Origin of the sequence: Acinetobacter sp. NIPH1876 (assembly GCF_022808535.1) — a bacterium.
Classification (GTDB): domain Bacteria; phylum Pseudomonadota; class Gammaproteobacteria; order Pseudomonadales; family Moraxellaceae; genus Acinetobacter; species Acinetobacter higginsii.
In genome coordinates, this window is the sequence record NZ_JALGBR010000017.1 from 1 (window position 1) to 23591 (window position 23591).

Below are 23591 nucleotides of genomic sequence, written 5' to 3' on the forward strand. Positions count from 1 at the left end.
GTACAGCTAAAACGGTGGCTGTTGCATAAATATCTGAAGATTAGAACAACTCTATCTTTCGTCTATTTGTGCAACAAAGCCATCTTCCGAATGAGTATGGTCTGTTAGAGGAAAATTAATCGATGCTTAATTTTATCTATGATGCGTACCTGTACCAAAAGTTTTATTCAAGAAACAACTTGCAGCGCAATCGAGCTAGCTTTTTAAAGTTGACCCATATTCTTAAAAATGAAAAGTTTATTGATTATTACGAGCTGCTTAACCTGCATTTGTTAAGGAGTTTAGACTCTAAGGAATATCAACACAATACACTTGTCACTCACAACAGAAAAATGGAATCAAATAGGTTGAGGCTATTTACCATTCTAAAAAGTTTAATCGATAGACATGAAAGTGATTACACATTAAATCTAGCAGATGTTAAATTTATTAAAGCTTCCCGTGATGCAGTATTCTATAGTCTATTTGATAATGTTTATGACTGGTGGGAATACACCTTAACAAAAGGCAACCGCTATTTAAGTCCAGAAGAAGTAAAAGAGATACTGGATTTTAAAATTGAAAAGATTGATAAGATTATTCAAAGTGATGACTTTAAAAGCAACCATTGCAATTTCACCAAATTTTCTTGGCACAAAGGTATTGCAGCTGAAAATGCAGGTGGTTCACATCGATTAGCTTATGTAATTAAACTTTGTCAGTTTTTTAATATAAGTGCTCCTTACAAAACAAATTTAATAACCTACTCTTTAAATAAAGGAATTTTGGAAAACTTGTTATCAGAATTCTCAGTTTATATTTGTTTTGACTTTCTTGTTGATAGTTTCCATACATTACTAAGAAAGGAAAATAATGATGATATTGAATATTACAGTTTTACATATTCACCATCATTCAAGAACAATGGAAAGCCAGATATAGTTTTTTTTATCATTAAGAATAACTATCAGTCCAAAGTATTTCGATACTTTTTGAACAAACATCTTAATTCCCAAGATGAGTTAAAGGGAGTTCTGCATGACTTGATCCTGTAAGATAATGCCACTTTAAGGATGAATTCAAGATAGTATCAAAGTCTTTTATTTCAATAATATATTTGATTTTTGATTGTAAAACACAATATTCTTCAGCTGAATGGCCAATGTAACTTTATGCCACTTAAGCAATGGCTCAGTTTCCACGAAAGGTTTTAAATAATGGCAAACTTACCTAACTCTTATGTTCTACCACTAAAGATTGTTTCTACACGTCTCAACCACATGAAAACTGAATTAACTGGTGTGATGAAAAAGATTGAGCAAAGAGCAATTTACAATCAAAAAATGAGAAAAGATCATTCAGATGATATTCAGTTATTGCTTACATGGGACGATTGGATCTACGCTGCACTGGATTGCAACCACGAGCTTAAGCAGGCCAGAATCGCAAAAGAGAACGAAATAGCACGGCAGACAAGTGTTATTGAAAAAATGCTCAACAATTATAATAACAATCAGCCTTTTGGTAAGGGAATTGATAAAAGCAAAGCTGCAAATGGATCTGTATATGAGCAAGCTTTACAGAATATTAAAGGTGTTAAAGGCTCTAAACCTGCATGGGCAAGTAATCTCAAAGTAGGTGATCATATCCCTAAAGAACTGCTCGATGAACTGCCAGTAACCACAGGGGAATTGGTAACACTTGGAAACTGGATGCTGACCAAAAATATCTATCGTTTTGAAGATATTGTGATTAATGAAATTTTGAAAACTGGTTTTGATGGAGTCATACCGAATTATATTATCAATCTTCCTGATCTATGTATTTATATCCAGACTGACAATGCCAAGCTTATGTTTGAAGACAATCGGGTTATGGGAGTGCTTTTCTGCGTTACTGAGCTTTGTGGACAGAGAGTTTTAGTTTCTACCATGTATTTAGATACTGGTATGCCTCGCACTATCGTAATCACGTTAAATGAAGATCTGGATATTGAATCAAGTCTTGGGGATTTTGTTGATGAGTTTCAGCAAGACTATGATCCCGAAACCATGCAGGATGATTTAAACGTAAGAATTGAGATCCAAAAAAAATTAATCAATCTTGTGCTCTGGTTTAGCCAACAAAAGCCAGAAATTTCACCACCAATTCCAGAGGGCAGTAAACCTGTACAATTCACTCAAGTAAAGAAAGAGAAACGTCTTTTTGAAGCATCTAAGTATAAGACTTATATGATTGGTACGGAAACGGCAAAAGAATTCACTAGAATTTATCAGGAATTAGAGGCAGCAAAAAACCAAGCCAAAGGTACAGGAAAAAGAACACCTCATTTAAGACGTTCTCACTGGCACTTGTACTGGTACGGAAAAAAAGGGAAAAATGAACGTTATGACTTTAAGTTGCTTCCAATCACTATGGTTGGGGGCATTCCTAAAGCATAAATACTGATAAAATAATTAATAACTAAAACAAGAGTTTGTTCTAAAAAATAAAGGTCGCAAAAGCGACCTTATAAACTTTTGAGTCCGAACGACGCCCGAAGTTCTTAAAAACTTAAATGAATAAAATTCGAAAACTTTACTCAAATTTCCAAGAACTTAGTGATACGAAATCTAAGATTAGGTATCACACCTCGCTCAACGCTTAATTTGACAACTGCGTGCTGACTAATATCATGTGGCTTCAAGGTTGTCTTAGCCAATGTAACGTCTTTCAGCAAGAACTCAATTAATATAGTATCATCTACGCTGAAAAAGTCAATTCTGTACTTTATAAACCTTTAAAAACTGTAACTTATGCAATTATCACCTACTTTAGTCACTGTAGATCAGGATCAATTCTGGGAAATAAATGGAAATATTGACCTTGCAATCATACCTGCAAATACAATTGATGGAATTCCTTTTGAACTTCCTATTAGACTCCAAGATGGTAATAAAGCATTTGGATACAAGCACATTCTAGAGCGACATGGCCATGAATTTGCTAGATTAAGACCACCTTGTGATGTTTTTGATTTCATATACAAAAAACTAGCACAAGGTGGGGCGTTTCATTATCAAACACATAAAAGAAAATCACTATTCATGAGTATGCACCCATCAGGTGTTCTTATACTTGAATACGTTAAAAATGGTAAAAACTCATATTTATCTATCGTAACGTGCTATACAAGACAACGTGGCGTTGATGGAGATCGTGTCGGAAGTTACTCTAGTACTTTCCAAGTAAAACCTAATTTAGTTCAGCCAAATAAAGTAGATAATGAACAGGCTATTGCACAAGAGACAGTTGCTATTGAGACTATAGCAGTGCCAAATGAATCAGCATAAAAAATTCTAAGACCTAAAATGATTAAATCTGGTGAGTTTTCTATAGATTAAATACCATAAAGAATCTTTAAACGTTCTTTCTCTTTTTCAAATTCCGACTCAAAATCAAACTCTATATGTCTTTTACTCCATTTTGAAGAATAGCTCAAAGCAATCCAAGCATCATAATGAATAAAAGGATTAAGTCCGATAGTGTTCCCAAGATTTTCATCCACATAAGTCGATAAAGTAATATCTAAGTGCATTTGACAGCTTTTTTTGAAATCCCAATCATTTACAAATAATAGGGTTGCAGAATATGCCATTAAAGGATTATTTGCTCTCGCTTTAGCAACGCTACGTCCTAGTTTTTGATAAAAAAACTCACTGTGATCAATAATATGCAATGATAGTCGTGTAGCAAGTTTATATTTTTCATCAAGCCTAGATCTATCAAACTCATACATTCCATGATTTTTTTTTGATAGAGAAATGGCCTTTTTAATAATAGATTTTCTAGATAATATATAATTTAATCCATTAATATCTTTAATATCATAAGGAAATAAAAACTTAGTAGCTAAAGATTCATAAACCTCATCATCTAAATCAAACCAATCATTCTTCAAAAGCTCTCTATCTATTACATATTCTTCGACATTCCTTTTTGAGCGTACAATAGATTTCCTTAATACATTTAACTGATGTTTACTATACTCTACCAAAATATCTTGGTTAGAACGCATATCATAAAACCACTTCCTCATATTGCGAACATCTAATTGATTAAAATAGTTATGATATATAGCTGAACATACTAATTTTCGGATAGCTTCTGTAACTTCATTACCTGATTTTGATAAATTTATAAATGAATCCTTTTCAACCTGAATAAGACCATCCTGACCAGAATAGTAATCACAAAACAATAAATGTGCATCAACGCCATTATTGTTATTAAATGCAAAATGAGCCTGTTTTACAGCTATATTAGAGATAGGCGATATGCTTTCATTTACCACTCTAGCACCAATAACACCACAGCAAGGACATTCAATATCTATTTTTACAAATTCTGCAAAATTTTTCTCTTTAAGATGGTTGTTACAAAGCCGTTTCAATTGCTCTACATCTAGCTCTCTTTTGAAAGTTTTTGAGTATGCGGTAATTGCCATAGTAAAGCCCTGACTTGGTTAAATCATTGTGGGAATTTGATAAGTTTGTTCTTAAATTCTAGCCATTAAACTGCATAAATGTAATTGTTTTTTAATTATATTTAGTCCTAATTTTCAGTACTTTAGTTTTACCATTAATTATCTCAACTTTAAAATAATTAAGAAAATAATTCATTATTACATGAACTTATTTTTAACGATAAATTATTCATCATTTTGAACCTTGTTTGATTTCAAGGTTTTGAATATATATCATCTAGCTTGAATTTGTAACTTTTTCAAGATATGAAAAATCGATATTTCTTCCTCATTGATGTCAACAACTGCTATGTCAGCTGTGAGCGTGTCTTTAATCCTAAACTGAGTAATCGTCCAGTCATCGTTCTTTCAAATAACGATGGCTGCGTTGTAGCACGCTCTCCAGAAGCAAAAGCACTAAAAATTAAGATGGGTGTACCAATTTTTGAAATAAGGGAAATAGTTGAAAAAAATAAAGTTGTAGTCTTATCTAGTAACTATGCAATGTATGCTGAAATGAGTAGGAGATTTCATAATATTCTTCGAGAAATTACTTCGGAATCCGAGTGTGAGTCTTATAGTATTGATGAATCATTCATAGAAGTATCAGCCTATGTTAAAAATTATAATTTGACCCAATTTGCACATTTCATATTACAGCGGATTTTGATGTGGCTTGGTCTACCATGTTGCATCGGCATTGGCCGAACTAAAACAGAATCCAAAATAGCAAACCATATTGCCAAGACTAATAAAGATTTTCAGGGTGTATGTAATCTAGTAGAAATGGATGAGGTTAAGAAAACAGAATTTTATTCAGCCATTGAGGTAGGAGGGTAATCCTCCCATAAATAACCGAAGTTAAAAGTAGAGGTTAAGCAGCCATTAGAGGTGGCTTTCCTTTGTTAGCTTGATGTGGTCTTTCATGGTTGTAATGCCACAACCAGTTTGTTGCATAATCTTGTACTTCATCCAAAGTATCAAATAAATGCTTGCTCAGCCAACTATAACGTATGGTCCGATTATAGCGTTCAATATACGCATTCTGCTGTGGCTTACCCGGTTGAATATATTCAATACGAATACCGTGCTCAGTAGCCCAGCGCACAAATTCGTGACTGATAAACTCCGGGCCATTGTCACACCGAATAACTAACGGCTTTTCTCGCCACTCCAGCAATTGATTCAACGTACGAATAACCCTGATTGTGGGCAATGAGAACCCTGCTTCAATGGCTAGGCCTTCGCGGCGGTAATCATCAATCACATTCAATAATCGAAACTTGCGACCATCGGAAAGCTGATCATGCATAAAATCTAATGACCAAACCTGATTTTCTCGGATTGGTTCTTTCAATGGTTCAGGCGCATGCCGTTTTAGTCTTCTTCTCGGTTTAATACGCAGATTCAGTGCCAACTCACAGTAAATGCGGTAAACCCGCTTGTGATTCCAGCAGCAACTCTCAACATGCCGTAAATACGAGAAGCACAAACCAAAGCCCCAATCGGAATTTTCCTCAGTGAGTTCAATGAGCTGTTCAGCAATGAGTGCATTGTCATCGCTGAGATTGGCTTGATAGCGGTAGCAGGTTTCACTAATACCAAATGCTTTACAAGCCAAACGAATACTAATGGCATGCTGGGCAACTGCCTGTTGTGCCATCTTACGCCGGCAAGATGGCTTTACCACTTTTTTGCCATCGCTTCCTGGATGATTTCGGCCTTTAATCGCTCTTCCGCATACATCTTTTTAAGTCTGGTATTTTCGGCTTCTAGCTCTTTCAGTCGAGCCATTAATGATGTATCCATACCACCATATTTGGCACGCCATTTATAAAAGGTAGCATTACTCATGCCGTGTTCACGGCAAAGGGTCGCTACAGGTGTGCCAGATTCTGCCTGTTTCAAGATGGACATGATCTGACTGTCAGTAAATTTAGATGTTTTCATGCAGAATCTCCTGCTCGTATCTTAAGAGAAAATTCTACTTTTAGATCCTATTATTTTTAGGGGGGATTACCGGAGAAGTATGGGGAGTAGGGCGAAAAAATGAAAAAAAATTGAATGACCTAAATATTAAAACCGTATTGGATCTAGTTGAAAGCAATGCTAATGAGATAAAAAAGCGGTTCAGTGTCGTAATGGCCAGAACGGTACTGGAGTTGCAGGGGATCTCCTGCATTCCTATCGAGCCTTGTTCACCTGATAAACAGCAAATTATCTCATCGAGATCCTTTGGCCAAAGAGTCACAAACATAAATGACTTGAAAGAAGCTATTGGTATGCACACACAAGATGCTGTAAGACGATTAAGGTCAGGAGGACAGCTTTGCAGTACCATAACTGTTTTCGCAGAATCCAGTTATTTTGATAAGCGAGAATCCTACTATTCTCGATCAATAGTTTTTAAATTACCTGAAGCAAGTGATTGCGTTGCGGATTTCGTAAAATTATCGACATACATGATAAATCATGTTTATAAGCTTGGAGTAAAATTTAAAAAATGCGGAGTTATACTGACTCAACTAGAACCAAAAAATAAACATACCTATGATTTATTAACCGACATGATGATTGTTGAAAGAAAGGAAAACTTTATGATTGCTTATGAGGGTGTACATAATAAATATGGAAAAAAGAAACTTGCACTTGGTACTTGTTATTTACCTAATAGGAATTGGTCAATGAGTAGGGGAAATGTTACACGCAATCCTTTTTGTTGGGATGAGTTATTACGTGTTAATTAATGACAAATCAAACTGTTTCACTACAGAGTTCCAATCTGGTTTAAAGCTATACGGCATTAAAATGGAACTTAGGAAACCATAAAAAATATGGTGCGTATCTTCATTGTCTATACTATTCTCTAATAATATGCTCTGAACATAATTATACTTCCAATCATCATAACAAAGGACAATTTTATGTATGTTGTGTAAATGGCTTAACTCTGCCAAAGCTTTGTTAATAATACATGATCGATTATCTAAATCTAATGCACGATCAATAAACCACAAATATAAAGCTTGCAATTTTTCTATTGGTGAAGTGATATGAGATTGACTACAAGCAGCATTGATAGATGAAATTTGATTCTCAATTTCAAATTCTAAGCAAGCCTCAATAAGTTGCTCTTTTGACTTAAAGTGACGATAAAAAGTCATCTTTGCCACAGCCGATTCTTCAATAATTCTATCGATACCTGCACGGCCAAAACATTGTTCACTAAACAATCTATGAGCAGTCTGCAATATTATATTTTTCTTGGATGATGCACGATCAAGGGTATAACTGACTGACATATTCATTTAATTAGCCTCAACTGGCGAACCTAAGTTAGCCAATAAAAATACAGTAATTGCATCAGCATTTTTGTCTACATCAAACTGATTTAGGATTTTTCTTAAATCCTGAATTTTAATTTCGCTTAAAAGAATACTGCCAATTCCAGAAGCAATTAACGAGAAGTTAAAAATAAGTAAAATTGTCCAGTGCAATTTTCTATCAGAAAAATTATTTAAATACAAAATAATGAAAAGGAAAAGTGAGAACTTGTAAGGATTTTTAATATTTTCAATTGCATCAATTGACTCAAAATTTAGAAATGGAAAATGCTTTTTTATAATAGAAATATATTCATTTTTCTTTATACCAGAATGGATCATGGCATTAATTAGAAAATGATTAGATTCAAGAACTTTTAAAACATGATCCTGATCTTCTAAAGTAAAATTAGAAATAGTAATATTTTCAATTAAACTTGAAATATCAGAATGTAAACGTATTGGATTGTCAGAAAATATAACCTGAGCTTGAATGTGTCTTATAAACTCTTTTTGATAATTTAATAACAAATCTTCAATAGATTTAAAATCATACTCATTAGGTAGCAAATATTCATTGAGTTCAAATTCATTTTGAAAGTTATCATTAACAGACATAATTATTCCTTACAAGTTCATTTAGAATCTTGAAAAAATAAGACCTCGTAAGGTCTTATTTATAGTTCTAGAAAGATCTGGTAATTGAGTTATCAATCTTGAGATCTTTGTCTTGCTGAACCTTTTTGATATTTTCACGATCTGGATGGCATTCTAACAAGAAATCCATCATTTTGTCAGCATTACGAGTTTTATAGAATTCATTCATGTTCTGTCTAAAATCAATAGCTTTTTCAGGAGGAATCTTAATTGCATCCAAACCTGCACTAAGCAATACACCATTCATCATCAAATGAGCTGTGCGCTTTTCACCCTCAAATGTGAATTGGTTCAATGAACCGAAAAGAAAAGTTGCCATTCCTTTTTCTAATGGATTCTTTATTGAATTTAAAACTGCAATGCCATCACTAAATTGCTTATTTAACTGGATTGCATCTTCTTCAGTCTTTAAAGGCTTATGAGAATAATTATGTCTAATTGCAACGTGAGGCGTAAATGTTGTTTCTTTACCTTCGCCACGTAATACGCCTGCTTCAATTGATTCATCCTTAGAAACTAATCGATTAATTTCTAAATAATTTGATTTATCCAGTCTAAACGTATTGTTGATTACAGATTCAGATACGAAGTTCGCTCCACTGATAAGATTCACAACTTGCTTTTGGTCACTTACATTGTGCCCCCCAACAGATTGGCCTTTTATCAGCTGTTTAATCTCATCCAGTGAGTAGGGATTACCTGCCACAGCAGCAGATCCATGAACATGCTCTGCTAGAGTCATGTTAAAATTCTGAATTACTTGCGCTCGATGATAGGTAGGTATTTCTTTCGGCATTAAATCAGGATTCCATTCAAATCCCAACTTTTCTTTAATGAAGCTCATATTGTCACCTTTAGTTATCAGATTCTCTATCAAAGATGAATCTTGGTTAAAATTGTAATAAGCTTTTAATTGTTTTTCATAGCCTGTAGCAACCCATTTTGGTAAATCACGGTATACATCATGGATTACACCATTTTTCAATTCCATTACAAGGCTATGTGGTTCATTTCTGACACTGTTATCAAAAACAAAAGTTTGATCAGCATACATAGATGCTTCAGCTATAAGAGGGATAACACGTTCATACCGTTGTCTAACTTTCTCCTCATCTACACCATGTCCACCCTCTAAAACACGATCATGAATACGCTCTAATGCGAGTTCAGGAGAGTCTAAATGGATGTGATACAAGGTTACAAAATAACCCTTATCTTTGGCTTCTTTAATGAGATCCAATTTTGATGGATGAGAGAAAACAGTCTCAGCTATAAATGATTTTTTGTTATCTATATATCTTTGACGCTCTTGTTCAGCCCACTTCGCAGCCTCATAAGCATGGCTAGGATCTTTGGTAAATTCACCAAAATGTTCCTTTTGCCAAACGTCTGCATTGATAAAAGCAATGTCAAAATTGAACTTTTCAAAGCGAGGTAAAATTTGTTCTTGTATTAAGGTAGATTTACCTGAACCATTACCACCTGCGACTATAACAGCAAATTGTGGTTCAGGATTTTTATCACGTTCTGTCATAGCTTGCTATGGACTCACTTGTTTTTTCTTGATTTTTTAATTTTTGTAGTTTCTCAGCTTTAGCTTTTAAAGTGGCACGTAATTGATCGTTTACAGGGTGTTGAGGATTACGAGCAGCTGCTCGTTGATCTTCAAAAAGACCCTCTAGGATTTCCTTGCCAGATAGCTGTTTTGCATCTTTGTCAGTCATAATATTCATATCATTGCACCTCTATATGTGAAGATACTTTTCATTTGATTAAATTATAACATATCTAGAGTTTTCGGACTTTATTTTTGCAAATTTATACATATTTTTTCATTGAGAATTAACTTAAAATAAGAGCTAAGCAAACTGGCAGTCAGGGTAAAAATGTACATCGATAAATGGAGAAATAAATTAATCACAGAAAACAAATCACCTTTAACAATTAAAGGATATGAAGAAGCATTGTTGCATTTTCTTAATTATATAAAGACAGAAATTTTCATTATAGAGAAATCTGACATATACCAGTTTATTGCTTATAGACAGCAATGTGGAATTTCAATAGATACCATAAAAAAGGAAATAGCAGGTATAAAAAACTATTTCAAATATTTACTCAATGAAGAAATTATAAGTTCAAATCCAACCATTGATATTAAAATCAAAGGTGAGAATAAAAAACTACCAAATTATCACTCGATCAATGTAATGAATGATGTTCTTGATAATCCAGTAAAACCAGATCCAAAATACAAGACAAACCAGATTAGAGATCTAGCTTTAGTTGAGATTGCCTATAGTTCAGGATTACGTCTTGAGGAGTTACATAGTTTAGAATTAAGCAAAATAAACACAGATGAAAAATTATTAAGAATAACTGGCAAAGGCAATAAAGAACGTATTGTTCCGATTGGCTCGAAAGCATTACAAGCCTTAGAATTATGGTTACTTGAACGTAATCATATAATGCAAAAGAATTTAAACCAAAACCATGATTATGTCTTTACAACTACTACAGGTAAGCAACTTTCTCGAACCCAAATTAATGAACGTGTAAAGAAGTTATTTAGGGATAAAGGCATAACTCAAAAATCAAATCCTCATACCTTAAGGCATACATTTGCCACTCATTTACTTTCATCTAAAGTAGGTATTCGGGATATTCAGGAAATGCTTGGCCATGCGGATCTCAATACCACGCAGATATACACTTTTGTCGATGAAACAACCATGAAAGAGGAATACAACAATACTCATCCAAGAGCAAAAAACCGACCTTTATAAACCGTAAAGTAGGCTAATTATGTTAAATAAAATATCTAAGATTGTGATCTACACAATACTGTCGTTCATCATACTAAACTTGTTATTACTTTCTTACTCAACTTGTAAAAGACATAAAATATTAAATTATTAACTCAACACTCTTTGTATTTTCTAATTGACCCGAATCCTGTTTAAGCCAATGATTCCACAACTCGAATGATTGGCTTGTTTTGATGACATAATTGGTAAGCACATAAAGAGGCATAAATACCAGCTAAATAGCCTTCAACACTTCTCGCGTTACTTGTTACCAAATTATATTTCCCTTTGAGCAAACTAAATAACCGGAATCCTGTTTAAGCTAGCGCTTCACTCACTTGAATTGTTGGCTTATTTTGATGCCAAAGCTGATAAGCACATAATAATGCATAAATCCCTGCAAAATATCCTGAGACACTTCGAGCTTTACTTGTTAATAGATTGTATGTTCCTTTGAGCAAGCTCTAAATAAAGTTTCTATTTTATTCCGTTGTTTTAAGTAGACCTCTTTCATAAATCATTTTTTACTCAACTCTAAGTTATAGATTCCTGCGATTAAATTGAACCTCAAACCGAGTCTCTTACCTCTATTTCGGTAACGTTCAGCAATGATTTTAAAGGTTTTAAGACGACTAAACACATGCTCAATCCTGATTCTTCTTTTGTTGATTTCCTGATTATAGATTTTCAGTTCAGGATCTAGTTTACAGCGTCTTTTGGCTTTTAATGGTGATAGACTATTGGGATACATAGCATAAATTCCCTGATAGCCTTTATCCGTAAGGATAAAAGCACCAGGTGGAATCTGCTTTAAATTGCGTTTGAATAGTTCGAAATCATGTACCGCACCAAGATCAGCACATAAACTCAGAATTTGCTGAGTTTTGTAATGGATGATGGCTTGTACTTTAAAGGTATGAGTCTTTTTCTTGCCGCTATAGCTTTTCTTCTGTTTTTTTAGGTCGTTGAATTGGAATTTCTGTGGCATCCACGATTACCACATGCCAGTCGATTCCTTCACCTTCAGGCAAATTCTTCGATAAATTAAATAGTTTGGACTGAATCAGGCAATCTTCGACATGACGTACAATTCTTGAGGCCGTTGGCTCTGAAACCCCATAACTTGTAGCAACGTGAAATAAGGTTCGGTATTCTCGCCAATAACTTACACATAGCAGAACTTGATCCTCCGCACTTAACTTGGGTGGTCTACCTTTCGCTGGAACATGCTTCTGCAATTGTGCAACCATTAAATAAAAGGTTGACCATGAGATGCCTGTATATCGCTTAAACTGTGTTTCAGAAAGCTTTTTTGAATCGATGTATTTCATCCAAAAATTATGCACGAATGCAAAGAAAATTAGAGCAGAAATATCAATCAAAGATTGGTTGTTTTTTGATTTATGAAAGAGGTCTAGTGATATTCATCTTCTTTTGATAATTGAACCAACTGCATGTTTTACGATGATATGTAATCAAATCAATGTATTGATCCTTCAGTTTTAATTTGAGTTCTTGACTGATATATCCACGATCAGCATAGAGTTTTTCTTTTAGTCTTTCGAGTAACTGCTCAACCATTTTGATATCTGCTGTATGCCCATTCGATAAAGCTATACTCACAATGTCACCTGACTAATTCATTATTAAATGTAACTTACAGCCAAAGAACCAGCCCATTGAACTTTTACCGCGCGTTGCAATCAATATCATAGATTTATGTCTTTGAATCCGCTGATTTTTGCAAACAGGTAATGTTGTTGAATCAATCCATAGATAATGACTTTTATGCTTTTTCATCAAAGCATAATGCAAGGCATGTAAAGCCAGTTGATGTGTATTGATCAGATGAATCATACCTTGGTAACAAGGTAGGCTTTTGAATAAATGGGAATAATATGCTTCAGCGCTGTAAAGAATGCTTTGAAGTTATTGAAGTGAGAGCATTTATACCAAATTGCAATAAAGACAATTTCAGAAATACTGAGCCGTGCGGAGCGAATTCTTAAGCATCTAAAGTTCTGCTTTAAGAATTTCCAATAAATAGGTTCAAATTTTAGAAAGAAATCATCAATTAGACAGAATAATTGGGTACTATCGAACATAAGGACTAGGGTTGTGAGTTTTGTGAGGTAACTCAACTGATGGCTCTAGTCCTCTTTTTTTTTCAAGTCAATTTAGTATCCGCGATTCAAGTTATTACTGCAAGAAAAAATTTGAGTTGTGGTGGCATATTAAAAACATCTCAGATTTTCCATTTTGACTTTTTCATGGATTTGTTGCACAAAACTATTCTTGAAGACTTCTTCAGCAATATAATTTCAAGATGAAGAAGCCTGCACCTAAAATTTACCGTACAACCAATTGGTCCTCGTATAACCAAGTTTTAATTTAGGGAGGGAATATTTCAATCTAGTTTGATCCTAAGACCCGATGGTATGCACAAGCACGAACGAAATCAAACTTATTCCGATACAGCGATTGAATGCTGTTTAATGATCAAATCTCTATTCCGTCTTTCTTTACGTATGGTCACTGGCTATGCTCAAAGCCTGATTAAACTCAGTGACTTAAATTGGACATCATCAGATTACTCCACCCTCTGTAGACGACAAAAGCATATTGATATTGCGATAAGCTATCAGAAAAGTCGTGATGGGTTACACCTACTCGTCAACTCTACGGGTTTAAAATTTTTAGGTGAAGGCGAATGGAAGCGTAAGAAACATCAGCCTGAATATCGTCGGCAATGGCGTAAGCTGTATATTGATATAGATGCTGAAACACTGCAAATACCTGCCGTTCAGCTTACGAAAAATAATGTCAGGGATTCACAATTACTAGGTGATTTACTGGATCAGATCCCACCAGATGAGCGAATCTGTATATACCGATGGGGCGTACGACACGAAGTGCTGCAGACAAGTGATTTTTAGATCATCAAGCACATGCAGTAATTCCTCCCAGAAAGAATGCCAAGCACTGGAAAGATTCTAAAATCAGTTCAATAGAACGAAATGAGTTACGTGAAACGGTTAAACATTTAGGCAGAACACTATGGAAAAAATGGTCGGGCTATCACTGTCGAAGTTTGATGGAAACCAAAATGCATTGCATCAAATTATTAGGAGATAAGCTGACGGCAAGACCTTTTCAAAGTCAGGTCAATAAAATTCATGCGCGTGTGGCAGTTCTGAATAGGTTTACGGAATTAGGTAGATCTCATACCCAAGTTGTCACTTAAATTTGAATAGATTGGAGAAAACTCAGCTTTTGAATGTTTATGCATCAAAGCCACACTCATTCATGATAATAAACTATGGATAGGTCATAAAAGTGGCAATATTAAATTCAAAGTACCTAGTCACTATGAATTTGAAGAAACATGCTACTAGCAGGACCATACTGGACAAAAATGACCTAGTTTTGGAATTCTTTATTGGTGTCACAATCTTGAACATGCCAAACGGTATGAAGAATTGATCTTGTACTGTAATTATAATTAGCAAGATTCTCCCAAATATAACAATTATGATGCAATTGACATCTACTTAGGGATTACAATATTGACATTGCCCCTGCGTCGCTCTGGTATCGATAGTTTGAATCTGCTCAAACTGGCAAAGTGGACAATGCCACACCGAGGCTTTGGGCATGGTGGTGGGCAGGTGACAATATTCACAGAGTGCGCCTGCAATATGCTTTGTGATCGCAAATCCCGCGGCATGGCATTGTGGACAGGCACAATTTAATTTTTGTGCCAGTGCCTCGGCACAGCGTGCAAGCATTAGTCTGCGTGTAGGGTTACGGTTGGCACGCATGTCCGTGTTTAAGTCAATAGGATCGCCGCTTAGTAATAATGGGGTCAGATAGGCTGCTAACGCTGCATCGCTATTGAGGTCTTTATTAAAGATGGGTTGGTTAGCCTGACCCACAATAATACCATGCAAGGGAAAACCGATCCTGTTGGCAAACTGCTGTGCCTGCTGCATGGTGGTTACTGTGGTATGGTTATAGTTTGTTTGTGCACCCTGCACCCAGCCATAAATCGCATAGTTGAGTTCTGCATCCCAAAATGCGAGCACTTCAGTACCCCACGGTAGCATCCCCAGCATGGGGTCAGCACCAAAACAGCCTTCACTGCCTAGTCCAAAACGGTTGCCACTAAGCTCACAGGCCATCTGTGCTTTTTTAAGTGCCGTGTCTGATTGCGAGTCAAGCCGTGCAATTTCGCCAGTAAAAGTACCAAATGTATCAGTATCAAAATCGTCAACCTCATACACCAGATACCCCGTATTAGCCAGTGCAATAGCCACCGCCTGCTGTTTACGGTGCTGAGTTAAAAACGCTAGAGAAAGCATATTAAAAGTACCCCTCTTGTTTTTTCTTTTCCATGGAACCAGCCTGATCATGGTCAATCATGCGGTTTTGTCTTTCACTGGTGGTACTTTGCAGCATTTCACAAATAATTTTAGGCAAGGTATCTGCGCTGCTGTCCACCGCACCCGTCAGCGGATAACAGCCCAAAGTACGAAAGCGGACTGAGCGGGTTTGAATGGTCTGCTGCTCTTTAGGACTTAAATGGCTTAGAATCCGCTCGTCATCAATACAAATCCAGGTATCATCCTTCCATACCACTTGCCGAGGTTTGGCAAAATACAGTGGCACTATGTCAATATTTTCCAACATGATGTATTGCCAGATATCAAGTTCTGTCCAGTTGGATAAAGGAAACACGCGAATATTTTCACCTTTGTTCAGCTTGCCGTTATAAATATTCCATAATTCTGGACGCTGGTTTTTGGGGTCCCAGCGCTGTCTATTATCCCGAAAGGAAAAAATACGCTCTTTTGCACGGCTTTTTTCTTCGTCACGGCGGCCACCACCAAAACAGGCATCAAACTGATAGAGGTCAAGTGCCTGTTTTAATGCTACCGTTTTCATCATGTCGGTGTATTTGCTGGAGCCATGTTCAAAGGGGTGAATATTTTGTGCAAGGGCTTCGGTATTGACGTGCACCAGAATATCAAGCCCCAGCGTTGCGGCAAGGCGGTCACGAAACTGTGCCATTTCAGCAAATTCCCAAGTTGTATCCACATGCAGCAAGGGAAAGGGAACTTTGGCGGGGAAAAAGGCTTTGCGTGCCAAATGCAGCATTACGGTAGAGTCTTTGCCGATAGAATAAAACATGCACGGATTACTAAATTCGGCGACTACTTCACGCATGATAAAAATAGCTTCTGCTTCAAGCTGACGTAAGCACGACAGCCGATGAAGGTCAATAGGTGCCAAGTCTGGAGCGCGTGGTGCGGGTTGCTTTAAATTCATCATTCATTGTCCTAAAGCAGAGTTTTAAATAATCAATATATTAGTGTGTTAGACAGCGCTTCATAGTCTCATACCACAAGATGATGTTGCGTATGCCATTGCCATGTATGATTTTCAAACATCAAACGGTCAATTTGACCGCCATCAGGGTCAATAGCGTTTAGATAGAGCCACTCACCCGCCACCAGTTGCTGTAGGCTGGTATGCTGTTGCACAACTTCCAAAATGTTGGTTTTAGGGGCTTCCACCCACACGCATAGGCGCTGCGGCGTATGTATCCACTGTTCGCCATCATGTAGTGATTGCATGGGCAACCCAAGGCGCAAATCGCCGCCATTGCCTTCAAATACCCCAATATTACCGCCAACAATGTTGTGCAATACCTTATTGCCGCTGCCCCAGTGCTGGTTATCCACGGTTGAGGTGTAATACTGCATGTTGATCCAGTGCGCCACGATCATGGGTGCGGTTAAAATCAGCTCAAGCAGTTTTAAATCGCTATCGGTTTGATAATTATAGTCATGTAAAAAGCAGCGACCTTGTAGGTCAATATGCTTGCTACGCTGACGTGGTGCGGCAATAAAGCCTGCATTGTTAGCCAGCCCCCATTCTGGTCTTACCTGTGCCCAGTCCTTTGCCCGTTGTTGCAACTGCGGTAGCAATGACGTACCTGTTTTTAATTTAAGCTCACTGCTACGTTCTATCCGTACCAGCTCGCACGCCTGATCAAGCCAGCCAAGCAGTTGTTGTAACTGTTGCTGGGGAAATTCGGCTGGCACATCAAAAAGCTGGATATGATCGGTGGTGGTGTCGTGCAAGGCAGCAATAAACTGCGTTGAAGCCGGAATGTTGATGTGATGATTGTATTTCAGCGTCACCTGAATATCGGGATGATTGAGCAAACTGGCCAGCAAGCGTACGTTGACTTCACCACTATGACCACAACATGCTCCGCAATCCAGTCCGGCAGCATGCGGGTTGTTGGTGCTGCTGCTGGCATGTGCCGTTAATAATACCACAGGCGCAAGCTGATGGTTTAAGCCCATGGCGACCAGAATATTGGCACATAAAGCCGCTTTATCCTTTAGATCAAGGTCATTGAGTGCAGGTGCAGTTGCCGGATTGCTGATGGAAGCTAATGACTGAGCCGATTGTCTGGAAATGCTGCGTTGAATTAGTTTGAACGCATAACCCAACCCCAGCGTTTCTACAAAGCCAAAACCGCTACTGGCAGATTGCTTAAACTGCCGTAACAGAGCAAGCTGGCTGGCTTGAGTTTCTCTATACTGCGACAAGTCATGCAGGTGTGTCACTGAGGTGCTATGTTCCTTCACCTGAAGGCTTGCGCTCAACAAACCTGGCAGTTGCGGGCTAAACTGGCTGGCACCTGCTGCCTTGTATTCAATCGGCAAACCAAAAAAACCAGCAAAACCATGAGTACTAATCGCAGATGATTGTTGTTCAAGTGCACGCCGTACCCGCTCAGAGCGCACATCAATACAGAATACGGCTTGCAGTGCGACTGCTGTGTTAGCCTGTAGCGTACTGGTTGGCGCCAACAGTTGCAAATTGATGTCCTGCTGCCAGCTTAATTCCAGTGCGGTCTGGTATAACCACTGGGTTTTTGCCTGATCGACAGGTGGGCAAGACAGCTGATCGTACCACTGTTGTAATAGTGGCTCGCTGGCGAGCTGCTGTGACAAAATCCAGTCCCATGCCAGCCGCATCGCCAGTAAATCAATTAACGTCGATGGTGGCAAATTTGATGGTTGCAGATGGTCTAATGGTAAATTCCCGATTACATTACCTGCCTGCTGATCGTGATAAGCGGCAAAACTGGCCCAACCCTTAATACTCAGCAATAACGCCATAAAATAAGGCATTAGCTGGTCGGTATTGAGTTTTAGCTGCTGAATCACGCTAACAATCAGGCTGCCCGGTTGTTGGGGTAAATGAGCAATGCATTGACCAAGATCATCTATGCCAGTGCTTAGGGCCAGACCTGCATCATGCTGTGCGGTGACTTGCCACGCCTGATACAGTGAAAGATGCGCATTATTTTTCCACAATGCCTGCCCTTGATCAAACCATGAACCACAGTGCTGGCCAATATGCTGTAAACCCAACTCGGTTAAGGTGCTTAAGCGCTTATGTGGGCTGTTTTGATCCAGCCACTGGCTGATCAGCAAGTTTGACAATGGATTAACATTTTCAGGGTATGGATAGTTGTCCTGCTGTTGCTGTAGTCTGGCAACAATGGCTGGTTTAATTTTTCCTTTACGCATAGCCTGCTGATACCATTCAGGCGACATGGTGCATTGCCCTCCATTCCACTGCATCAGATTTGTTGCAGCCTGCGTGAGTGGCTGGTCAATCAGTCCCCACCAGGGGTTAACCGCAATAAAGCGGTCAAGTGGCCAGGTGGGTGCAATCCGTGCACAGGCTTGATAGGCGTGCTGTAAAATCTCATGGGCACTTACACAAATATTGGCTTGCAGGTTAACAGTCGTATTCATGTGAGCACTCCATTTTTTGCTGAATAGTGTTTTGCTTAGGATCATTTGGCTTAGGGCTGGTTTGTTTAACGCTTAACCCATACAGGCTGTAGCGAATAATCGGCGAGATGATTCGGGTGATGTATTCATCCAGATAAAATCCTGCAAAGGCATGTGGATGTAACCAGCTTGCTAGCTTACCCTGCGTGCGTAGTAATACACTTTGTTGTAACCAGAGCAAAATGCCAAAACCAATCAATGGCAACACCAGATGAATGATAGGTGGTGTAAGGGTTGAAGATGTAACTACTTCGGCAAAGATAAAATGCAGCAAACCATAACCGATGATGGCAACAACTGCCACGAGGATAACAGTTTGCATGGTGATCTGGTGCTTGGCATGGCGGCTATGCTGGCTGGTCAGTACCGAAACTAGACCTGCCGCAAAACACAGACCAAGTACCTGACTGGCTGCACTGATAGGTAAGTACCAGATAAGCAAGCCTGCCACCAGCAGAACAATCAGGCTGCCTGCAAATGTCTGTAACTCTGTCTTTAACTGGCTCTGTACCTGTAAAGGTGACTGGTTTAAAGGTGCACCAGAATCACGTTTTTGATAATTGTTTAAATGGCTGACCTGCTGGCTGGTTTGACCTGCATCCAAAAATGTATAAGCCTTATAAAGTGCATGAGCAATCAGGTGTAGTAGTGCCAGTGAATAAGCACCCAGCCCGATTTCCAGTAGCATAAATCCCATTTGCGCACAGGTTGACCATGCCAGCATGACTTTGACGCTGATGCGCGTCATCATGACCAGACTGGCAATACATGCCGTTAGCGTTCCACTGGCTACCAGCAACAACTGCACATCAGGCAAATGATCAAGCACGCTGCTTAAGCGCAACAACAAAAAACCGCTTAAATTAATAATACCCGCATGCAGTAGTGCCGATACAGGAGTTGGTGCTTCCATTACCTGTAACAGCCAACCATGCAAAGGCAACGGTGCACTTTTAAGCACCATGCCAGCAAATAATGCGAACAATCCGATATGCGTGCCAAGCGATAAGTGAGGCAAGCCTTGCAACTGCTGCAACAATACATCAATGTGCAGGGATAAGCCTTGCTGAAGCAGCAACAAAGCGCCACCAAGCATCAAAGCATTGGCAAACATGCAAAATATAAGGCGCTTGGCAGCCGCCACAGCCGCCGCTTGACGTTGGCGATAAAAGGTCAGTAGCCGATGCAGCGCCAGATCATTGACCAGCCATAACAACACCAGCACTAGCACATGATTACTGATAACAATTAACCAGATACTTAGCAAAGTCAGGGTTAAGGCATTTAAGTACTGTTCAAGCTGTTTTTCACCCTGCAAATAATGATCAGAAAATCTGGTAATCACCCAGCCAATTAAACTGGTTAGCGCCAGCATTAGAGAGCTTAATGTATTTAACTGAACCAATTGCAGCCAGAGGTCAACTGGCGCTAAAACATGCGCTGCACGACCAAAAAACAACGATACGATGGCAAGCCCAAACATGCTGAGGCAAAACACCGATAACACATGGCATTTTTGGGCAAAACCTATACCGCGTTTGGCACTTAAACCAATGCTTATGGCGCATAGCAACACGATTACCAGTGCGCCATAAGCCAGGAGTTGACTGGATATAAATAACTCATGTGGCACAATGCTTAGCATGATCAACTTCCTATTCTTGACATTTGATTAGTTTGAGATCATTTTTTTATTCTGTAAAATTCATAATAAAGACCAAAACGTTCTTTTTATTAGAACAATTAGGAGACCGCATGGCTTACTTAAATTATCATCACTTAAATTATTTTCGTGTTGTGGCAAAAACAGGGCACTTGAGCCGTGCTGCACAGCAATTACATATTGCCCAATCGGCACTATCGAGTCAGATTAAACAGCTTGAGCAGCAACTAGGACAGGCTTTATTTTTACGTCAAGGCAGACGGCTGGAACTTACCGAAGCTGGACGGATTGCGCTAAGTTACGCCGAAAATATTAACGCGCAAGGCAGTGAACTATTATCCCTGTTTCAGGAGGGTGATGCAGTCACGCGGCAAATCCTGCGTATTGGTGCTGTTGCCACCTTAAGCCGCAATTTTCAGGAAAGTTTCATTGAACCTTTATTGCACCGGCAGGATGTCAGGCTGGTCATGCAATCAGGCGGCATAACTGACTTGTTAAATCGTCTTGCTGCCCACCAGCTTGATGTTGTGTTATCCAATCGGGAGGAGTATGCCAGTAGTGTGCAGGCGTGGCGTTGCCAGCGTATTGCCAGACAAACCGTTAGCCTGATTGGCAAACCTCGATCGGTTAAAACTCCATTTTGCATCACCAGTGATCTACAACATACAACATTGATTGTGCCGGGTCATGAGAACGCCCTGCGCGGTCATTTTGATTTAATGTGTGAAAAATTGCAGGTTAAACCAACCATTTTGGCGGAAGTGGATGATATGGCCATGATGCGGGTGCTGGCACGCGCCAGTACTGCCGCCATCTTGGTACCCCCTGTGGTAGTACGTGATGAACTCAAACAGGGGGCTTTACAAGAGTACACTGTGTTTCCTGATTTATATGAAGATTTTTTTGCTATTACTATACAGCGCCAATACCAGCATCCGCTGCTGACCGACCTACTAGCACGCAGCGAAAAAGATATATTTGGTTAGATGGGTACAATCATGCTATCTATTGATATTTGCACTTTACTGATATTAACGATATTAAATCGTAACCGCACAAAAATATAATAATCAATCACTTATAGCTAGAAAAAGCCGAGATTAACTCGGCATTCTTGTACAGAAATCAATAGCGAAATCAGATTCATCTCTAGGATCAGTATTATAAAATTTAAATCCTAAACATTTAATCTCTTTATAACCATGCGATTTGACTTCATTTAAGAACTCAACGTAGTTTTGTGAATCATCTTGTTCTGCATCAAAAGCAATTTGGCTTTTGAACCGTACCGGGTTTGTCGGAGACTCAATATTCTGAGAGACTATTCCGATGAAAAAACCAAACTATACCCCCGAAATTAGAGAAAGAGCGGTTCAATTACTAATTGAATCTGAAAAAGATTATCCATCGAATTGGGCAGCAGTTTCCGCAATTGCTCCTAAAATTGGCTGTACTCCTGAAACACTTCGTGTTTGGTATCAAAAATACTTAGATCAACAAAATCCCGCCAAAGTACAACAGGTATCTGACCAAGAAAAAATGAAGCAAATGGAACGTGAAATTAAAGAATTAAAACGTGCCAATGAAATTCTACGTAAAGCAGCCGCTTTTTTCGCCCAGGCGGAGCTCGACCGCCCACACAAATAATGGTGGATTTTATCCATAACAATAAGGCGTTATATGGTGTTGAAGCGATTTGTAGAATTTTACCGATTGCAGCTTCGACCTATTATCGGGCTTTAGATTTCGTTGATAACCCAGAACATCGAGCGAAACGTGCTCTGCATGATTTACATCATGCAGAGCAAATCAAACGTATTTGGAAAGAAAGTTCAGGTCGATATGGTGTACGTAAAGTTTGGCAAAAATTGAAACGTGAGGGTTATGTTATTGCACGTTGTACAGTTGCTCGATTGATGCAAAAGCTAGGTATACAAGGTGTTTGGCGTGGTAAGAATAAACAAACCACCCGTAGCCGAGATGATCAAAAACGAGCAGATGATTTAGTGAAACGGAATTTTAGTGCTGATCGACCTGACCAATTATGGGTCAGTGACTTTACGTATATTCAAACACATTCAGGCTGGGTCTATACCGCCTTTATTATTGATGTGTTCTCACGAGCAATTGTTGGATGGAAAGTATAACAGAAAACTAAAAAAAAGTGGAAGAATTTTTAAAATTTAGACCACCCATGATAAGTAAACCATATGTATTTGTTGATAATTGTAATTTTGAGAAAATTTAGTTGATAAATTAAATGAATTTTAATATACAAAGATATGCTCATTTTTTATATCGATAAAAATGTTAAAATTTGACTATTTAGTAAAAAATATAGAGATATTTATGGGGCAATTTATCATGCCCTTTTGCTTTGAGCGACAAAATGTTCAATTTAAGATAGTAAAAATTAACTCAGAACTACTGAAAATCAAAAAGATTAAACAGAGCCAGAAAGTAGTAGTACAAGCAAAGTTCAAAATAATCTATGTGAAAATTTGGCAAAAAATATTGCTATTAATGCAAACGGAGCCATGCTTACGTGTACATTCTAATTATGTTGCAATCTTACAGTTGATACATAATCTTGATGATTTTATCGAAAAATCACAGCAACACTTGTGCTTTGAGAGAAAAGCTCAGAAAGAGCTGGATGCTAAATTTTTTGCTAGATTTTTTAAGCTGACAAAGAGTTCAATAAAAGATCAACTTTTACCAAATTGTTCAGATCGTAATGAATTTAACCAATGCAATTTGATAAAAAATTAAGCG

Annotated in this window: 20 protein-coding genes, 5 pseudogenes and 1 other annotated feature; of the genes and pseudogenes, 10 read left to right on the plus strand and 15 right to left on the minus strand. The window is 38.0% G+C overall.

All coding sequences use genetic code 11. The features are described 5' to 3' along the window. Positions 1–122 precede the first annotated feature (122 nt). The 3 genes from MN869_RS16975 (at position 123) to MN869_RS16985 (ending at position 3311) form a co-directional block, all read left to right on the plus strand. Positions 123–1034, plus strand: a complete 912-nt coding sequence (locus MN869_RS16975) for a DUF6685 family protein (protein ID WP_243308809.1) — start codon at positions 123–125, stop codon at positions 1032–1034. Positions 1035–1196: 162 nt separating this feature from the next. Beyond that, complete coding sequence (locus MN869_RS16980; protein ID WP_243308817.1) at positions 1197–2420, plus strand: hypothetical protein; 1224 nt, start codon at positions 1197–1199, stop codon at positions 2418–2420. Between the two features lie 354 nt (positions 2421–2774). Then, the gene (locus tag MN869_RS16985; protein ID WP_243308818.1) at positions 2775–3311 is read left to right on the plus strand and encodes a hypothetical protein; all 537 of its coding nucleotides are present in this window, start codon (positions 2775–2777) and stop codon (positions 3309–3311) included. Positions 3312–3358: 47 nt separating this feature from the next. Here MN869_RS16985 and MN869_RS16990 read toward each other — a convergent pair whose 3' ends face one another. Further along, complete coding sequence (locus MN869_RS16990) at positions 3359–4465, minus strand: DUF2501 domain-containing protein (protein ID WP_243308819.1); 1107 nt, start codon at positions 4463–4465, stop codon at positions 3359–3361. 285 nt (positions 4466–4750) lie between these two features. Here MN869_RS16990 and MN869_RS16995 point away from each other — a divergent pair, with 285 nt between their 5' ends. Further along, positions 4751–5323: a hypothetical protein gene (locus MN869_RS16995; RefSeq protein WP_347709338.1), complete on the plus strand. Its 573-nt coding sequence runs from the start codon at positions 4751–4753 to the stop codon at positions 5321–5323. Between the two features lie 34 nt (positions 5324–5357). On the opposite strand, the gene MN869_RS17000 is transcribed toward MN869_RS16995, so the two are convergent. Then, positions 5358–6433 (minus strand): IS3 family transposase gene (locus MN869_RS17000; RefSeq protein ID WP_085946061.1). Its coding sequence is split into 2 segments (ribosomal slippage): positions 5358–6181 and positions 6181–6433, totalling 1077 coding nucleotides; the frame shifts between segments, so codons are not numbered across the junction. Between the two features lie 110 nt (positions 6434–6543). Between MN869_RS17000 and MN869_RS17005 the strand changes: the two genes are divergently transcribed. After that, a complete protein-coding gene (locus MN869_RS17005; protein WP_243308820.1) occupies positions 6544–7230 on the plus strand; it encodes a hypothetical protein in 687 nt (228 codons plus the stop codon). On the opposite strand, the gene MN869_RS17010 is transcribed toward MN869_RS17005, so the two are convergent. From MN869_RS17010 to MN869_RS17025, 4 genes are all read right to left on the minus strand, one after another. Beyond that, on the minus strand, positions 7216–7791 hold the full coding sequence (locus MN869_RS17010; protein WP_243308821.1) for a TetR/AcrR family transcriptional regulator: 576 nt from the start codon (positions 7789–7791) through the stop codon (positions 7216–7218). The two genes, MN869_RS17005 and MN869_RS17010, sit on opposite strands and share 15 nt — an antisense overlap. Beyond that, positions 7792–8424, minus strand: coding sequence for a hypothetical protein (locus tag MN869_RS17015; protein WP_243308822.1), 633 nt, complete (start codon positions 8422–8424; stop codon positions 7792–7794). A 67-nt stretch (positions 8425–8491) separates the two neighbouring features. Beyond that, positions 8492–9997, minus strand: coding sequence for a zeta toxin family protein (locus tag MN869_RS17020; protein ID WP_243308823.1), 1506 nt, complete (start codon positions 9995–9997; stop codon positions 8492–8494). Continuing rightward, positions 9984–10196, minus strand: a complete 213-nt coding sequence (locus MN869_RS17025; RefSeq protein ID WP_243308825.1) for a hypothetical protein — start codon at positions 10194–10196, stop codon at positions 9984–9986. The genes MN869_RS17020 and MN869_RS17025 overlap by 14 nt, the downstream gene beginning before the upstream one ends. Positions 10197–10349: 153 nt before the next feature. Between MN869_RS17025 and MN869_RS17030 the strand changes: the two genes are divergently transcribed. Then, positions 10350–11249: a tyrosine-type recombinase/integrase gene (locus MN869_RS17030; RefSeq protein ID WP_243308827.1), complete on the plus strand. Its 900-nt coding sequence runs from the start codon at positions 10350–10352 to the stop codon at positions 11247–11249. A gap of 173 nt (positions 11250–11422) precedes the next feature. Here MN869_RS17030 and MN869_RS17035 read toward each other — a convergent pair. The 5 genes and pseudogenes from MN869_RS17035 to MN869_RS17055 all read right to left on the minus strand — a co-directional run. Next, positions 11423–11575, minus strand: a pseudogene (locus MN869_RS17035) (IS982 family transposase); the annotation flags it as partial. 12 nt (positions 11576–11587) lie between these two features. Beyond that, positions 11588–11778 (minus strand): annotated as a pseudogene (locus MN869_RS17040) (IS982 family transposase); the annotation flags it as partial. A 9-nt stretch (positions 11779–11787) separates the two neighbouring features. Continuing rightward, positions 11788–12258, minus strand: a complete 471-nt coding sequence (locus MN869_RS17045; RefSeq protein WP_243308838.1) for a transposase family protein — start codon at positions 12256–12258, stop codon at positions 11788–11790. Next, positions 12206–12601, minus strand: coding sequence for a transposase family protein (locus MN869_RS17050; RefSeq protein WP_243308839.1), 396 nt, complete (start codon positions 12599–12601; stop codon positions 12206–12208). The genes MN869_RS17045 and MN869_RS17050 overlap by 53 nt, the downstream gene beginning before the upstream one ends. Before the next feature lie 86 nt (positions 12602–12687). Further along, positions 12688–13375: pseudogene (locus MN869_RS17055) on the minus strand (IS982 family transposase); the annotation flags it as partial. Positions 13376–13596: 221 nt separating this feature from the next. Between MN869_RS17055 and MN869_RS17060 the strand changes: the two are divergent. Further along, a pseudogene (locus MN869_RS17060) lies at positions 13597–14514 on the plus strand (IS5 family transposase). Positions 14515–14821: 307 nt separating this feature from the next. Here MN869_RS17060 and MN869_RS17065 read toward each other — a convergent pair. The 4 genes from MN869_RS17065 to MN869_RS17080 all read right to left on the minus strand — a co-directional run bounded on the left by MN869_RS17065 (position 14822) and on the right by MN869_RS17080 (position 20798). After that, the gene (locus MN869_RS17065) at positions 14822–15631 is read right to left on the minus strand and encodes a DUF6671 family protein (protein WP_108675646.1); all 810 of its coding nucleotides are present in this window, start codon (positions 15629–15631) and stop codon (positions 14822–14824) included. A gap of 1 nt (position 15632) precedes the next feature. After that, positions 15633–16598 (minus strand): sulfate adenylyltransferase subunit CysD, encoded by a 966-nt coding sequence (cysD, locus tag MN869_RS17070; RefSeq protein ID WP_108676016.1) that lies wholly within the window; start codon positions 16596–16598, stop codon positions 15633–15635. A gap of 68 nt (positions 16599–16666) precedes the next feature. Continuing rightward, positions 16667–19114 (minus strand): DUF2309 domain-containing protein, encoded by a 2448-nt coding sequence (locus tag MN869_RS17075; RefSeq protein ID WP_157980307.1) that lies wholly within the window; start codon positions 19112–19114, stop codon positions 16667–16669. Beyond that, positions 19098–20798, minus strand: coding sequence for an NADH-quinone oxidoreductase subunit L (locus MN869_RS17080; protein ID WP_108675648.1), 1701 nt, complete (start codon positions 20796–20798; stop codon positions 19098–19100). Before MN869_RS17080 ends, MN869_RS17075 begins: the two co-directional genes overlap by 17 nt. Before the next feature lie 110 nt (positions 20799–20908). Between MN869_RS17080 and MN869_RS17085 the strand changes: the two genes are divergently transcribed. From MN869_RS17085 to MN869_RS17095, 3 genes and pseudogenes are all read left to right on the plus strand, one after another. Beyond that, positions 20909–21802, plus strand: coding sequence for a LysR family transcriptional regulator (locus tag MN869_RS17085; RefSeq protein WP_108675649.1), 894 nt, complete (start codon positions 20909–20911; stop codon positions 21800–21802). A gap of 343 nt (positions 21803–22145) precedes the next feature. After that, positions 22146–22960, plus strand: a pseudogene (locus MN869_RS17090) (IS3 family transposase); the annotation flags it as partial. Continuing rightward, positions 22421–22537 (plus strand) — a sequence feature (AL1L pseudoknot). It overlaps the preceding pseudogene by 117 nt. 163 nt (positions 22961–23123) lie before the next feature. Beyond that, the gene (locus MN869_RS17095) at positions 23124–23588 is read left to right on the plus strand and encodes a hypothetical protein (RefSeq protein WP_000911011.1); all 465 of its coding nucleotides are present in this window, start codon (positions 23124–23126) and stop codon (positions 23586–23588) included. Positions 23589–23591 lie beyond the last annotated feature (3 nt).

Bases quoted from the DNA above. Each gene is read 5' to 3' on its own strand.
- MN869_RS17085 (WP_108675649.1), top strand. From the start codon at position 20,909: ATGGCTTACTTAAATTATCATCACTTAAATTATTTTCGTGTTGTGGCA.
- MN869_RS16995 (WP_347709338.1), top strand. From the start codon at position 4,751: ATGAAAAATCGATATTTCTTCCTCATTGATGTCAACAACTGCTATGTC.
- MN869_RS17065 (WP_108675646.1), bottom strand. From the start codon at position 15,631: ATGCTTTCTCTAGCGTTTTTAACTCAGCACCGTAAACAGCAGGCGGTG.
- MN869_RS16990 (WP_243308819.1), bottom strand. From the start codon at position 4,465: ATGGCAATTACCGCATACTCAAAAACTTTCAAAAGAGAGCTAGATGTA.
- MN869_RS16985 (WP_243308818.1), top strand. From the start codon at position 2,775: ATGCAATTATCACCTACTTTAGTCACTGTAGATCAGGATCAATTCTGG.
- MN869_RS17045 (WP_243308838.1), bottom strand. From the start codon at position 12,258: ATGCCACAGAAATTCCAATTCAACGACCTAAAAAAACAGAAGAAAAGC.
- MN869_RS17020 (WP_243308823.1), bottom strand. From the start codon at position 9,997: ATGACAGAACGTGATAAAAATCCTGAACCACAATTTGCTGTTATAGTC.
- cysD (WP_108676016.1), bottom strand. From the start codon at position 16,598: ATGAATTTAAAGCAACCCGCACCACGCGCTCCAGACTTGGCACCTATT.
- MN869_RS17025 (WP_243308825.1), bottom strand. From the start codon at position 10,196: ATGAATATTATGACTGACAAAGATGCAAAACAGCTATCTGGCAAGGAA.
- MN869_RS17015 (WP_243308822.1), bottom strand. From the start codon at position 8,424: ATGTCTGTTAATGATAACTTTCAAAATGAATTTGAACTCAATGAATAT.
- MN869_RS17030 (WP_243308827.1), top strand. From the start codon at position 10,350: ATGTACATCGATAAATGGAGAAATAAATTAATCACAGAAAACAAATCA.
- MN869_RS16980 (WP_243308817.1), top strand. From the start codon at position 1,197: ATGGCAAACTTACCTAACTCTTATGTTCTACCACTAAAGATTGTTTCT.
- MN869_RS17095 (WP_000911011.1), top strand. From the start codon at position 23,124: ATGTTAAAATTTGACTATTTAGTAAAAAATATAGAGATATTTATGGGG.
- MN869_RS17050 (WP_243308839.1), bottom strand. From the start codon at position 12,601: ATGAAATACATCGATTCAAAAAAGCTTTCTGAAACACAGTTTAAGCGA.
- MN869_RS17075 (WP_157980307.1), bottom strand. From the start codon at position 19,114: ATGAATACGACTGTTAACCTGCAAGCCAATATTTGTGTAAGTGCCCAT.
- MN869_RS16975 (WP_243308809.1), top strand. From the start codon at position 123: ATGCTTAATTTTATCTATGATGCGTACCTGTACCAAAAGTTTTATTCA.
- MN869_RS17080 (WP_108675648.1), bottom strand. From the start codon at position 20,798: ATGCTAAGCATTGTGCCACATGAGTTATTTATATCCAGTCAACTCCTG.
- MN869_RS17010 (WP_243308821.1), bottom strand. From the start codon at position 7,791: ATGAATATGTCAGTCAGTTATACCCTTGATCGTGCATCATCCAAGAAA.